Genomic DNA, 12,676 nt, shown 5'->3' on the forward strand with positions numbered 1-12,676 from the left:
AGCCACAGGCACCGATCGGCCCTTCACCGGCAACGGCCCGCTGATCAGGACTTCCGCGCCGCTCGGCCCCGCCACCCGGGTAAACTGGGGGCGACACGCAGGCCTTGGGAAAGAGGAGCCGGGATGCCGCCGCACAGCTCTTCAGCGGCCGGGGTCCCGGGCGACGGACACGGCGAGCCGGCACCCGTCCGGCAGGCGCTGTCGGACAGCGTGTACGAGAGCATCAAGGCGATGGTCATGGACCACGAGATCGCCCCCGGCGCCCGCGTCGGCATCGACGCGCTGTCCCGGACCCTCAGCGTGTCGCCCACCCCCGTCCGCGAGGCGCTGGCCCGCCTGGAGTCCGACGGCCTGGTGGTCAAGCGCGCCCTGTCCGGGTACCGGGCCACGGAACTGCTGACCCGTCAGGGCCTCACCGAACTCTTCGAGATGCGGCTGCTGCTGGAGCCGAGGGCCGCCGCCCTGGCCGCCGCCCACGCCACCGAGGAGCAGCTCGACGGTCTGGAACGGATCGTGGAGGAGATGCAGGACGAGCCCAGCCCCAACGGCCGGTACGCCTCCTACCGCGACTTCGCCGCCCTCGACCAGCGCTTCCACGAGGCGGTCGCACAGGCCGCGCACCGGCCGCTGCTGGCCGACGCGGTGCGGCGCCTCCACGCGCACCTGCACATCTTCCGGCTCAGCAACGTCGTCGGCGCCGGCGGCCCGACCGTCGCCGAGCACGAGCGGATCGTCCGGGCCGTGCTGCGCCGCAACGCCGAGCGGGCGGCCGAGGCGATGACCGAGCACCTCACCCGCAGCATGGAGCGCCAGCTCGGGGACGACGGCGGAGACGGCAGCAGCGGAGACGGGCCGGCTACTCCATGAGGAACACCTGCTCCGCCGTGGCCCACCACTCACCCGGTGCCGCCTCCGGAACCGGCGTCTGGCAGGGCGCGGTCAGCCGCCACCACTCCTGGGTCGCCTCGTCCTCGGCCATCAGCGCCAGGTCGGCCGCCAGATCGTCGCCGTGGTACTCGAAGTAGGCGAACAGCCGGTCGCCGAGCAGGTGGATCGAGTAGTTGGCGATGTGACAGCGCCGGAGCCGGTCGAGGACCGGCTCCGGTACCCGGCGGTGCAGTTCCCGGTACTCGTCGAGCTTTTCCGGGCGTACGGCGATGACCTGCGCGACGCGCCTCATGAGCGCACCGCGTCCCGGTCGTGGATCAGGCGGATGATCCGGCCGCTCATCCGGTCGTAGTCCCGGTCGTTGCCGACCTCGCCCCGGATGCGGTGGTCGGTCATGACGACGATCCGGTCGGCGAGGGTGACCATCTCCGCGAGGTCGCTGCTGATCAGCAGGATGGGCAGACCGTCGTGGGCGAGGTCCCAGATGAGTTCGTGGAAGGCGCGTTTGGTGCGCACGTCGACGCCCACCGTCGGTTCGTCGATGACGAGCAACCGGGTGTCGGCCGCCAGCCACTTGGCCAGGCTGACCTTCTGCTGGTTGCCGCCCGAGAGTTCGCCGGCGTTCTGCGCGAGGCCGGTGATCCGGATGCCGAGCCGCTCGACAAGGTCCTGGGCGACGGCGCGTTCCTCGCCCGCCGGGACGAAGCCGAGCGCCCTGGCCAGCCGCCGCCACACCGTCACCGTGATGTTGCGGACGATCGGCTGCTCCAGGAAGACGCCCTCCTCCTTGCGGTTCTCGGTCACGTAGCCGATGCCGAACTCGTGCAGGGCCTGGCGGGGCGAGCCGATGCGGGCCGGGCTGCCGTGCACCCGGACCTCGCCGGCGGTGATGCGGTCGAGGCCGAGCACCGCCTTGACCAGCTCGCTCCGTCCGGCGCCGACCAGCCCGTACAGGCCGACGATCTCCCCGGGCCGCACCGCCAGACTGATGTCCCGGTGCCCGCCGGCCGTGGCGACGCCGTCCAGTTCCAGGACCGGCGCGGCGGACCGGTCGACCGTGCGCGGCCGCATCTCGGCCGCCGCGTGGGCGCGGCCCACCATGAGGCCCACGATGTCGTCGTGGGAGTGGTCGGCCAGCGGCGCGGACTCCAGCACCGACTTCCCGTCGCGCAGCACGGTCACGGTGTCGCAGAGGGCGAAGACCTCCTCCAGTTTGTGGCTGACGAAGACGACACAGGCGCCGCGCCCGGCGAGCCGCCGGACCACCTCGAACAGGCGCTCCGTCTCCTCGGGGGACAGGGAGGCGGTGGGCTCGTCCAGGAGCAGCACCCGGCTCTCGGTGTACAGGGCCTTGGCGATCTCCACCAACTGCTGCTGGGCGACCGAAAGTTCACGCACCGGCCGGTCCGGGTCGAGGTCGACGCCCAGCTCGGTGAGGCAGGCGACGGCCGGTTCGGTCATGGCCGCGTAGTCGACCAGTCCACGGCGCGAGGGCGGCTTCTGCAGGGTGATGTTCTCGGCCACCGAGAAGCCGGGGATCAGATTGCGTTCCTGGTGGACGACGCCGATGCCGGTGCGGGTCGCCTCCAGCGGCGAGCGCAGCTGCACCGGTTCGCCGCACCAGGTGAGGGTGCCGCCGTCGGGCGCGTGCACCCCGGTCAGGACCTTGATGAGGGTGGACTTGCCGGCGCCGTTCTCACCGAGGAGCGCGTGCACACTGCCGGCGGTCAGCCGCAGCCCCACGCCGTCCAGGGCACGCACCCCGGGGAAGACCTTCACGAGGTCGTGGCATTCGAGCAGGACCTCACTCATCGGGCGCCTCCCGGTTGAGGGGCCGGCGTGGTGGTCTTCGCCAGCCGCGTCTGGTGCAGGTGCCCGCCGGCCACCGTGCCGAGGACGACCAGGCCGATCAGCAGGTTCACCCAGCTCGGGTCCAGCGAGAACTGGGCGCGGGCCGCGTCGATGAGCCGGGTCACGAAGGCTGCGAGGACGGTCCCGAACACCGCGATGGAACCGCCGGTCAGTGCCACCCCGCCGATGATCGGCGCGGCGAAGCTGGGCAGCAGCCAGTCGCCGCCGACGCTACGGTTGACGCCGGGCAGCGAGGCGGTCGCGGTCACGGCGGCCACCCCGACCAGCAGCCCGGACAGCGTGTGCGCGGCCACGATCTGCCGGTCGGTGGAGATCCCCGAGAGGCGGGCGGCCAACGGGTTGCCGCCGGCGGCCAGCAGCCGCCGTCCCGCGACCGTGCGGTACATGAACGCGCCCAGCAGGACCGCCGCGACGATCGCCGTGACGAAGACGAGCGGGATGTCCAGCGGCGCCGCCGTGCCCAGGTCGCGCAGCGTGGCGGAGTAGCCGTCGACAGTCCGGGTGCCGACGAGCCGGTACTGCGCGCCCAGCAGGATCGTCATCGTGGCGAGGGTGACGATGAACCCGTTGATCTGCGTGGCCACGATGACGACACCGGTCACCAGGCCGACGGCGGTCGCCGTCAGCAGCCCCACGAGCACGGCGACCCCGGCGGGCACCCCGTGGTCGGCCATCAGGACGCCCGTCAGGCAGGCGGTGAAGCCGCCCAGGGCGCCGACCGCGAGATTGAGCTGGCCCACGCACAGTGCCACCATCTGGGCGAGGCCGATCAGGATGGGCGTGGCCAGGTACTGGAGGAAGACCCGTACCGAGGGGCCCTCGAAGAAGGAGCCCGAGGACGCCACCTCCAGCGACACCGCCCCGGCCACGACGACCAGCAGCAGCATGGCCGTCGTCGTACGGGAGAACCGGTGCAGCGCCGCGGCGGCCCGGCCCTGCTGGTCGCGGATCGTGCTCATGTGGAGCGCACCACCTTGCGATAGGACACCACGGTGCGGATCCGGTCGGCCGAGAGAGCCAGCAGCAGGATGCAGCCGAGGTAGATGTTGAGGCTTTCCAGGCCGACGCCCAGCAGGTCGAGCCCCTTGCGGATCACGGCGACCAGCGCGGTGCCGAGGAGCGTGCCAAGGACGGACACCACCCCGCCGGTGAGCAGGGTGCCGCCGAGCACCGCGCCCAGGAAGGACGGCAGCATGAAGTCGTCGCCGATGGAGGCGCGGAACGTGCCCGTCCCGGCGGCGGCCATGAACCCGGCGAGCGCCGCGAGCAGTCCGGAGAGGGTGTGGGCGAGCAGGATCCGGCGCCCGGTGGGGATGCCGGAGAGCTCGGCGGCGGCCGGGTTCGCCCCGGTCAGCAGCAGCTCCCTGCCGATGCGGGTACAGCCGTACAGGAAGCCGAGACCGAGCATGGCCAGCACGGTGAACTGGGCCAGCTGCGGGATCGCCGGCGAGCCGCAGATCGGGCCCGCGCAGATGTCGGCCAGCGAGTAGGAGCGCAGGGCGTCGATGCCGGCCGGGCGGGTGGTGAAGGCGGCGTCCTCGGTGAGGGCCGAGTACATGAGGGAGACCAGGCCCAGCAGGGCGAAGTCCATCGCCAGCGTGACGACGAAGGAGCTCACCCCGGTACGGGCGATCAGCCAGCCGGTGACCGCGCCGATCGCCGCGCCCGCGGCCAGGCACAGCAACAGCCCGGCCTGCATGGGCAGATGCAGCTTGTCGTAGCCGAGGCCCGCGAACATCGCCCCGAAGGCCGCCATCCGCCCGACCGCGAGGTTCATGTGCCCCACGGACAGGGCGACCATCTGGGCGAGCGCCACCACGGTCAGCGTGGCCACGTCCCGCAGCAGCGGGAAGAGCACCAGGCGCTGGTCGAGGAAGGCGGGCCGCAGCACGCCGAACAGCACGCTCAGCGCGATGACGAGCACCAGCAGGCCGAGCCGCTGGTTGACCCAGAACGGCATCCGGTGACCGGCCGCCTTCTCCTCCGGTACGGTCTCCGGCGGGCTGACGGCCGCCGTCATGCCACCCTCCGGTCGTCGAGCGCGTCCGGGTCCCAGTCGATGCCGATGCCCGGCACGTCCGGGGCCACCGCCAGGCCGTCGCGGATGGCCAGCTCGGTCCGGGTCACCGCCCGCAGCTGCGGGATGTACTCGACGAAGCTGCCGTTGGGCACCGCGGCGGCGAGACTGACGTGCAGTTCCATCAGGAAGTGCGGGCAGACCGCCACGTGGTGGCTCTCCGCCAGGTGCGCCACCTTCAGCCACGGGGTGATCCCGCCGATCCGGGCCGCGTCGACCTGGACGATGGACGCGGCACCGGTCTCCAGGTAGCTGCGGAACTGCATGAGCGAGTACATGGACTCGCCGACGGCCACCGGGATCCGGGTCGCCCGCGCGAGCCGGGCGTGGCCGCTGATGTCGTCCGCGGGCAGCGGCTCCTCCAGCCAGTACGGGTCGTACGGCTCCAGCGCGGCCGCCAGCCGGAGCACCGAGGACGCCGTCTGGGACTGGTTGGCGTCGGTCATGACGTGCAGTGCGGGACCGACCGCCTCGCGTACGGCGCGCAGCCGCTCCGCGTCCTCGGCGGGATGCGGCTTGCCCACCTTGATCTTGACTCCGGCCCACCCCGCCTCCTTGGCCCGCAGGGCGCCCTTCACCAGTTCCTCGGTGCCCAGGTGGAGCCAGCCGCCCTCGGTGTCGTAGACCGGCACCTCCTGGCGGTACCCGCCGGCCAGCCGCCACAGCGGCTCCCCGGCCCGCTTGCAGCGCACGTCCCACAGGGCGGTGTCCACGGCGGCCAGGGCGAGGGAGGTGATGGCGCCGGTGGTGGTGGCCCGGGTCAGGGAGAACAGCCGCTGCCACAGCGCCTCGACGTTGCGGGCGTCCTGTCCGACCAGGGCCGGGAGCAGATGGTCGCGGAGCAGGGCCAGTACGGACGTGCCGCCGGTTCCGATCGTGTAGGCGTAGCCGGTGCCCGCGAGGCCGTCCGCGGTCGCCAGGTCGACCAGGACCGTCTCCTGTTTGACGAAGGACTGCACCGCGTCGGTACGGTCCGTCTCGACGGCGATGTCGGCCAGCCGGGCGCTCGCGGTCGTGATGATGCTCATCGTTGTCCGTTCTCTTTCGGGCTCTTCGGGGCTGTCAAGGGGCGGTCAGCCGCACGAGAGGTACTTGTCGGCGAACTCCGTCTTCAGCTGCTTGGTCTTCTGCTGCCGGGCCTTGTCGTAGTCGGCGACGTTCGCCTTGGTGACGACGAACGAACCCGAGTCGACCTCCACCCCGGGATCGCGCATGGTGCACTGCTTGGTCTGGAGCAGCGCGAGCGCCCAGGTGCCGATCTCGGCCTGGCCGGTGGGGTTCTGTACGACGGTCGCCGTGACCGTGCCCTGCCTGATGCCGCTGAGGATCTTGGCGTCGTCGTCGATGGCGACGACCTTCGCCTTCGAGCCGGACGTCCTGACGGCGTCGGCGGCGGCGACGGCCGGGTTGTAGGCGGTGGCGACGATGCCCGTGATCTGCCCGCCCTTGGCCGCCATCAGGTCGGACACCGCCTTCTGCGCGGTCTGCAGATCCGTGTCGATGTCGGTGATGGTCTGCAGGAGCTTCACCTTGCCGCCGGACTCCTTGACGGCCCGGGCCACGCCCTTGATCCGCAACTGGGTGTTGGCGTCGACGTTGTTGCCGGTCAGATGGACCAGGGTGCCCTGGCCGCCCATGGCCGCGATGGCGGCCTTCGCGGCCTTGTAGGCGGCGAGTTCGACGTCCGTGGAGAGGCAGAAGTCGGCCTTGTCCGTGTCGCCGGCCGGGCAGGAGCCCAGGGACGCCACCGGGAAGCCCTGTGACGTGAGGTCGGCGAAGGTCGTGTTGATGTCGGTGGGGGAGACCCCGAACACCCCGAAGGCGTTGTAGCCGCGGGCCGCGAGCGTGGAAAGCAGGTTGTTCTGCTTCTGCTGGTCCCACTCCGCCGTCTCGTCGAAGGTGACGTCCCCGAGGCCGTAGGTCTTCTTCGCGGCGGCCCCCGCCGTCTTCCACGGCTGGAAGTACGGATGGGCGCCGCCGGGCACCAGGGCCACCTTGGTCCCCGACCCGTCGGCCAGGTCGGCGCCGTCGCCGGTGCGTCCGGCGGCCGAGGCCTGCCCGGTGGCGGGGACGGGTGCGTTGCGGTAGGTGCAGGCCGCGGTGCCCGTGGCGAGCAGTGTCGCCGTGAGAACCCCGGACAGAACGGATCTGGTCGGGAAATACATCTCCCACCCCCGCAGGATCAGATAGGAAATCGATGCGGTGATCGTGGGGCAGGGGAATGCGTGCGTCAAGGCCTGTGACAGGAACCGTTGCCATCAGGGAATACCTGCTCACGGGTGAACCTGGGCCGTAGCGACCAGGCAAGAATCCTATAGGAAACGTTATCTCGGTCAGAGGATGGGGGCAGGGGATGGGGGCAGGGGATGGGCGAACGAGGTGCCGATGTCGCGTCCGCCCGCGCGGGCGGCTACCTCTCAACTCGGTTCGCCTGCCCGGCCGTTCGCCCGAGACCCGATCACGCACGGCTCTGGTCGGCGCTCCCACCATGGGCTACCGTCGGTAACACCCTGCCGTCCCGGCAGTCCCAGTCATGTCTCCCGCACCGCCCGCATCCGTACGGAAGGCAACCCCCCATGGAAACACCCAGAGCAGGCGCCGACGTGCCCGAAGGCTCCGAGCAGTCGTCCCGGTTCACCCGCCGTCAGGTGCTGACGGTGGCCGGCGGCGCGCTCGCCGGTCTGACCCTCGGCCAGGCCGGGGCGTTCGCCGCCGAGTCCCAGGACGCGGACGCGATCGTCGTCGGCCACGGCCTCGCCGGTCTGGTCGCGACCGCCGAACTGGCCGCCGCCGGCCGCAAGGTGCTGCTGCTCGACCAGGAGCCGGAGGCGAGCCTCGGCGGCCAGGCGTTCTGGTCCTTCGGCGGACTGTTCTTCGTCGACTCCGACGAGCAGCGGCTGATGGGCGTCAAGGACTCCCACGACCTCGCCTGGCAGGACTGGCTCGGCACGGCCGGCTTCGACCGGGGCGTGGACGACCCGACCGGCCAGGACTACTGGGCCTACAAGTGGGCCGAGTCGTATGTGGACTTCGCCTCCGGCGAGAAGCGGTCCTGGCTCTCCGGCCTGGGCGTCCAGTGGTTCCCGATCGTGGGCTGGGCCGAGCGCGGCGGCGGCCTCGCCGACGGCCACGGCAACTCCGTGCCCCGCTTCCACGTCACCTGGGGCACCGGCCCCGCCGTCGTGGAACCGTTCGAGAAGAAGGTCCGCGCCGCGGTCGCCGCCGGCAAGGTGACCTTCAAGTTCCGCTACCGGGTGGACGAGTTGGTGACCACGGGCGGCGCGGTGACCGGAGTCCGGGGCGCGGTCCTGGAGCCCAGCAGCGCGGCCCGCGGCACCCCCAGCAGCCGTACCGTCGTCGGCGACTTCGAGCTGCGGGCCCCGGTCGTGGTGGTCACCTCGGGCGGCATCGGTGCCAACCACGACCTCGTCCGGCAGAACTGGCCGACCCGGCTCGGCACCCCGCCGAAGTTCATGGTGACCGGCGTCCCCGCGCACGTGGACGGCCGGATGCTCGGCATCACGGCCCAGGCGGGCGGCCGGATCGTCAACCCCGACCGGATGTGGCACTACACCGAGGGCCTGCGCAACTACGCCCCGATCTGGCCGAACCACGGCATCCGCATCCTGCCCGGGCCGTCCTCGATGTGGTTCGACGCCAAGGGACGCCGCTTCAACACGCCCGACATCCCCGGCTACGACACCCTGCACACCCTCGGGTCGATCACCGCCTCCGGCTACGACTACTCCTGGTTCGTCACCACCCAGAAGATCATCGCCAAGGAGTTCGCGCTCTCCGGCTCCGAGCAGAACCCCGACCTCACCAACAAGAACGTCTGGCAGCTGCTGTCCAGGATCTGGCAGACCCCGGAGCCCATCGAGAAGTTCAAGAACAACGGCGTCGACTTCGTGGTCGCCGACAACCTCACCGACCTGGTCACCGGCATGAACAAGCTGACCGGCGACAACCTCATCGGCCTCGCCGACCTCAGAGGGCAGATCGAGGCCCGTGACCGCGAGATCGACAACCCGTACAGCAAGGACGTCCAGGTCCAGGGCATCCGCAACGCGCTCAGCTACATCGGCGACTCCCTCAGCCGTACCGCGCCGATCCACAAGATCCTGGACACGAGCGCCGGCCCGTTGATCGCCGTCCGGCTGAACATCCTCACCCGCAAGACCCTCGGCGGCCTCCAGACGGACCTCTCCGGGCGCGTCCTGGACAGCAGCGGCTCTCCCGTCCCCGGCCTGTACGCCGCCGGTGAGGTCGCGGGCTTCGGCGGCGGCGGGGTGCACGGATACCGCTCGCTGGAGGGCACCTTCCTCGGCGGGTGCCTCTTCTCCGGCCGGGCGGCGGGCCGCGCGGCGGCCGCGGCGACGGCGACCTGACGGAAAGGAGCGGGAAAGTCCGAGTCACCCACTCCCAACCCGCCCCGACAGTGGCACCCTTGACAGTGTGCGTACTGTTTCGCGACGTTTGAGCGACACCTCCGGACCGGCGACCCCGTCGCCGGTCCGGGATCGAAGGTGTACAGCGCGGAACAGGAGCTGTTCGTAGCAGCGGCAGAACGCGGAATTCGCGTTATGGGGGGGGAGCGGTCGCCCATGCGATCCAGAGGCCAGTGCAGTCATGCGTCACACACCTCGTCAGCCGAGGGGCGGTTGATCTGAGGTGGACATCACGATCCACAGACCCGGCGAGCTGACCCAGCCGCTCCGCGGGGCCTGGCACCGCGCGATGGACGAATCGCCGGAGTACGCAAACCCTTTTCTGGCCCCGGAGTTCACGATCGGCGTCGGCAAACACCGGGCCGGCGTCCGGGTGGCGGTCCTGCGCGAGGGCGGTGATCCCGTCGGCTTCCTCCCGTACGAGCGCAACGCCCTCGGCGTCGGCCGGGCCGTCGGTCTCGGCCTCTCCGACTGCCAGGCGCTGGTGCACCGGCCCGGCGTCACCTGGGACGTGCAGGAGCTGCTGAGCGCCTGCGGGACGTCCATCTTCGAGTTCGACCACCTGGTGGCCGAGCAGAGACCTTTCGCCCCTCATGTCACCGGCACCTTCGCCTCGCCGGTGATCGACGTGAAGCCCGGCGACGGCGGCTACCCCGAGTGGCTGCGCGCCACCTACCCGGGCCTGGCGAAGACCACGCTGAAGAAGGAACGGCGCCTCGGCCGCGACACCGGCGACCTGCGCTTCGAGTTCGACGAACGCGATCCCGCGGCCCTGCGCACGCTGATGCGCTGGAAGTCCGCCCAGTACCGGCGGACCGGGCGCATGGACCGCTTCGCCCGCCCCTGGATCGTCGACCTGGTGGACCACCTCTTCCACGTCCGCGAGGAGCACTTCACCGGCGTGCTGTCCGTGCTCTACGCCGGTGACCGGCCGGTGGCCGCGCACTTCGGCCCGCGCTCGGGCACCGTACTCGCCGCCTGGTTCACCGCCTACGACCCCGAACTGCACTACTACTCGCCGGGGTTGATGATGCATCTGCGCACCGCCGAGGCCGCGGCACGGGCCGGGATCACCCTCGTCGACCTCGGGCGCGGCGACAAGGAGTACAAGGACTGGCTCAAGACCCGCGAGCTGCGGGTGGGCGAGGGGTTCGCCACCCGAGCCCACCCGGTGGCCGCGGCGCACCGCCTGTGGCGCCGCCCGGTCCGCGGGCTGCGCAACACGGTCCTCGCCCACCCCCGGCTGCGCGACCCGGCCGACCGGCTGCTCAAGACGGTCGGCACGCTGCGCGCGTCCCGCCGCGCGGACGGCCCGCACAAGGGGTGAACCGACCGGCCCCCGTCCCGGCCGGGGGCCGGTGTTGGCACTATGATCCTGTAAAGGTAAAAACCTAGGGGTTTGCCCTGCTAAGGATGTCGCCGCGGCCGGAGTGATCCATGCCCCGCAAGCGTTCAACGGACGACGACGAGCTGCTGGCCAGACTCAGGTCGCTCACCGCCCAGGCACGCGAGCGGGCCGAGTACCAGCGCTCGCAGGTGGAGCTGGCCATCGCCCTCCAGCGCGGCATGCTGCCCCGGGACCTGCCCGACACCCCCCGCTTCCACCTGGCCGTCCGCTACGCGCCCGCCTGCTTCGGGCTCAACGTGGGCGGCGACTGGTACGACGCCTTCAGGCTGCCGGACGGGCACATCGGCCTGTCCATAGGCGACGTCCAGGGCCACAACATCGAGGCGGCCGCGTTCATGGGCCAGGTCCGGGCGGCCCTGCGGGCGCTCGCCTCGGTGACCAGCGAGCCGGGCGAGCTGCTCGCCCGTACCAACGACCTGCTGGTGTCCCTGGGCACCGACCTCTTCGCGACCTGCACCTTCATGCGGCTCGACCCGGAGACCGGGGTGCTGGAGAGCGCCCGGGCCGGTCATGTCCCGTTCGTCTGGGCCACCGCCGACGGAAAGTCCGGCGTCGGGGAGGACGAGGGCGGACCGCCGCTGGGCATCGAACCGGGCGTCGAGTACCCCGTGGCCCACTACCGGCTCACCACCGGCGGCATGTTCGTGCTGCTCACGGACGGGGTGGTGGAGGGGCCGTCGATGCCCATCGAGGAGGGACTCGACCAGGTGGTACGGCTCGCCGGGGTCGCCGCCGTCGCCGGCCTCGAGGCGCAGTCCCTGGCCGCGGCCGTGATCAAGGGCGCGGAACGCGTGGGCCACGAGGACGACGCGGCCGTCCTGGTCATGGGCCACGACGGCCTGGACACCACAGCGCAGCCGTAGGCCCCCGGGGGCACCGGCACCGGCCTCTCGCGTCAGCCGCAGGCGGCCTCCGCCTCGCCGACCCGGCCGCCGCGGTGTCTGATGGCTGGTGTGGTGGGTAACCAGGAGCTGCGCCCGGCCGTCTTCGCCCTCCGGACGCTGGCCGTCGCCACCTGCTACTTCGCGGCAGGACGGCTCGGCCTGCTGTGCCGGCTCACCGTCGAGGGCGCCGTCTTCACGCCCATCTATCCGTCGACCGGCGTGGCGCTGGCCTGTCTGCTGGTCTTCGGCCTGGGCTGCTGGCCGGGCATCACGCTCGGTGCCCTCATCCTCGTGCTGTCGATCGGCGCGCCCGGGCCCGACCTCGTGGGCATTCTCCTCGGCAACACGGCCGGTCCGGTGTGCGCCTGTGTGATGCTGCGCCGAGTCGGCTTCCGCACCGACCTGAGCCGGCTGCGGGACGGCCTCGCCTTGGTGTTCCTCGGGGCGTTCGCCGCCATGATGATCAGCTCCACCGTCGACGTGGTCACCCTGATGCTCGTGGGCAAGCTCGACGGGACCCACTTCTGGCCGATCTGGCTGACATGGTGGGTCGGCGACGCGATGGGCGTGCTGATCGTCACCCCCGTCCTGCTGGTGCTGTTCGAAACCCGCCGGCTGCCGTCCCTGGCCCGCTGGAAGGAGGCCCTGGCCCTCGTGGTCGTCGCGGCCGTCCTGATCCCGGTGGCCACGAACAGCGCGCTGAGCGCGCTGTTCCTCGTCTACCCGCTGCTGATCTGGGCCGCGCTGCGGTTCCGGCTGGCGGGGAGCATGCTGTGCGCCCTGTTCGCGTCGGTGACGGCCACGGTCGCCGCGACGGAGGGCACCGGAGCGTTCGCCCGGCTGTCCCCCGTCGAGGTGATGCTGAAGCTTCAGCTGTTCAACGGCGCGCTGGCGCTGACCGCGCTGCTGCTGTCGGCCGTGATCACCGAGCAGCACGACACCCGGCGCTCCGTCGCGGAGGCCTGCGAGGAGCTGGCCGAGGCGCTGGAGCACCTCACCGCACACGACTCCCCGGCCGGGCGCGCCCCGCCGGAGGCGGCGAAGCCGCGGCGCGAGCGCGGTACCCGGTGACCGACGCCACGGGGACCGGGCGGCCGCC

At 71.5% G+C, this 12,676-nt stretch carries 11 protein-coding genes; 5 read left to right on the top strand and 6 right to left on the bottom strand.

The window, feature by feature from the left end; all coding sequences use genetic code 11:
- Positions 1-123 precede the first annotated feature (123 nt).
- A complete protein-coding gene (locus tag ACWGKQ_RS44920) occupies positions 124-867 on the top strand; it encodes a GntR family transcriptional regulator (protein ID WP_453297856.1) in 744 nt (247 codons plus the stop codon).
- Here the strand turns inward: ACWGKQ_RS44920 and ACWGKQ_RS44925 are convergent.
- From ACWGKQ_RS44925 to ACWGKQ_RS44950, 6 genes are read right to left on the bottom strand one after another with little or no spacing between them, the layout of a single operon-like run.
- On the bottom strand, positions 857-1,180 hold the full coding sequence (locus ACWGKQ_RS44925; protein WP_453297857.1) for an L-rhamnose mutarotase: 324 nt from the start codon (positions 1,178-1,180) through the stop codon (positions 857-859). The genes ACWGKQ_RS44920 and ACWGKQ_RS44925 overlap by 11 nt on opposite strands.
- Positions 1,177-2,700 (bottom strand): sugar ABC transporter ATP-binding protein, encoded by a 1,524-nt coding sequence (locus ACWGKQ_RS44930; protein ID WP_453297858.1) that lies wholly within the window; start codon positions 2,698-2,700, stop codon positions 1,177-1,179. Before ACWGKQ_RS44930 ends, ACWGKQ_RS44925 begins: the two co-directional genes overlap by 4 nt.
- On the bottom strand, positions 2,697-3,719 hold the full coding sequence (locus ACWGKQ_RS44935; protein WP_453297859.1) for an ABC transporter permease: 1,023 nt from the start codon (positions 3,717-3,719) through the stop codon (positions 2,697-2,699). Before ACWGKQ_RS44935 ends, ACWGKQ_RS44930 begins: the two co-directional genes overlap by 4 nt.
- Positions 3,716-4,780 carry an ABC transporter permease gene (locus ACWGKQ_RS44940; protein ID WP_453297860.1) on the bottom strand — a complete coding sequence of 355 codons (1,065 nt, stop codon included), beginning with the start codon at positions 4,778-4,780 and terminating at the stop codon, positions 3,716-3,718. The genes ACWGKQ_RS44935 and ACWGKQ_RS44940 overlap by 4 nt, the downstream gene beginning before the upstream one ends.
- Complete coding sequence (locus tag ACWGKQ_RS44945; protein ID WP_453297861.1) at positions 4,777-5,865, bottom strand: mandelate racemase/muconate lactonizing enzyme family protein; 1,089 nt, start codon at positions 5,863-5,865, stop codon at positions 4,777-4,779. Before ACWGKQ_RS44945 ends, ACWGKQ_RS44940 begins: the two co-directional genes overlap by 4 nt.
- Before the next feature lie 45 nt (positions 5,866-5,910).
- Positions 5,911-7,002 carry a sugar ABC transporter substrate-binding protein gene (locus ACWGKQ_RS44950; protein ID WP_453297862.1) on the bottom strand — a complete coding sequence of 364 codons (1,092 nt, stop codon included), beginning with the start codon at positions 7,000-7,002 and terminating at the stop codon, positions 5,911-5,913.
- A 411-nt stretch (positions 7,003-7,413) separates the two neighbouring features.
- Here ACWGKQ_RS44950 and ACWGKQ_RS44955 point away from each other — a divergent pair, with 411 nt between their 5' ends.
- The 4 genes from ACWGKQ_RS44955 (at position 7,414) to ACWGKQ_RS44970 (ending at position 12,648) form a co-directional block, all read left to right on the top strand.
- A complete protein-coding gene (locus ACWGKQ_RS44955; protein WP_453297863.1) occupies positions 7,414-9,225 on the top strand; it encodes an FAD-binding dehydrogenase in 1,812 nt (603 codons plus the stop codon).
- A gap of 283 nt (positions 9,226-9,508) precedes the next feature.
- The gene (locus tag ACWGKQ_RS44960) at positions 9,509-10,612 is read left to right on the top strand and encodes a GNAT family N-acetyltransferase (RefSeq protein WP_453297864.1); all 1,104 of its coding nucleotides are present in this window, start codon (positions 9,509-9,511) and stop codon (positions 10,610-10,612) included.
- A 110-nt stretch (positions 10,613-10,722) separates the two neighbouring features.
- Positions 10,723-11,556 carry a PP2C family protein-serine/threonine phosphatase gene (locus tag ACWGKQ_RS44965; RefSeq protein WP_453297865.1) on the top strand — a complete coding sequence of 278 codons (834 nt, stop codon included), beginning with the start codon at positions 10,723-10,725 and terminating at the stop codon, positions 11,554-11,556.
- Positions 11,557-11,637: 81 nt separating this feature from the next.
- A complete protein-coding gene (locus ACWGKQ_RS44970; protein WP_453297866.1) occupies positions 11,638-12,648 on the top strand; it encodes an MASE1 domain-containing protein in 1,011 nt (336 codons plus the stop codon).
- Positions 12,649-12,676: the final 28 nt, after the last annotated feature.

This window comes from Streptomyces sp. NPDC054770 (genome assembly GCF_053611985.1).

Coding starts and splice junctions, on each gene's coding strand:
- ACWGKQ_RS44920 (WP_453297856.1), top strand. CDS start 124: ATGCCGCCGCACAGCTCTTCAGCGGCCGGGGTCCCGGGCGACGGACAC.
- ACWGKQ_RS44925 (WP_453297857.1), bottom strand. CDS start 1,180: ATGAGGCGCGTCGCGCAGGTCATCGCCGTACGCCCGGAAAAGCTCGAC.
- ACWGKQ_RS44930 (WP_453297858.1), bottom strand. CDS start 2,700: ATGAGTGAGGTCCTGCTCGAATGCCACGACCTCGTGAAGGTCTTCCCC.
- ACWGKQ_RS44935 (WP_453297859.1), bottom strand. CDS start 3,719: ATGAGCACGATCCGCGACCAGCAGGGCCGGGCCGCCGCGGCGCTGCAC.
- ACWGKQ_RS44940 (WP_453297860.1), bottom strand. CDS start 4,780: ATGACGGCGGCCGTCAGCCCGCCGGAGACCGTACCGGAGGAGAAGGCG.
- ACWGKQ_RS44945 (WP_453297861.1), bottom strand. CDS start 5,865: ATGAGCATCATCACGACCGCGAGCGCCCGGCTGGCCGACATCGCCGTC.
- ACWGKQ_RS44950 (WP_453297862.1), bottom strand. CDS start 7,002: ATGTATTTCCCGACCAGATCCGTTCTGTCCGGGGTTCTCACGGCGACA.
- ACWGKQ_RS44955 (WP_453297863.1), top strand. CDS start 7,414: ATGGAAACACCCAGAGCAGGCGCCGACGTGCCCGAAGGCTCCGAGCAG.
- ACWGKQ_RS44965 (WP_453297865.1), top strand. CDS start 10,723: ATGCCCCGCAAGCGTTCAACGGACGACGACGAGCTGCTGGCCAGACTC.
- ACWGKQ_RS44970 (WP_453297866.1), top strand. CDS start 11,638: ATGGCTGGTGTGGTGGGTAACCAGGAGCTGCGCCCGGCCGTCTTCGCC.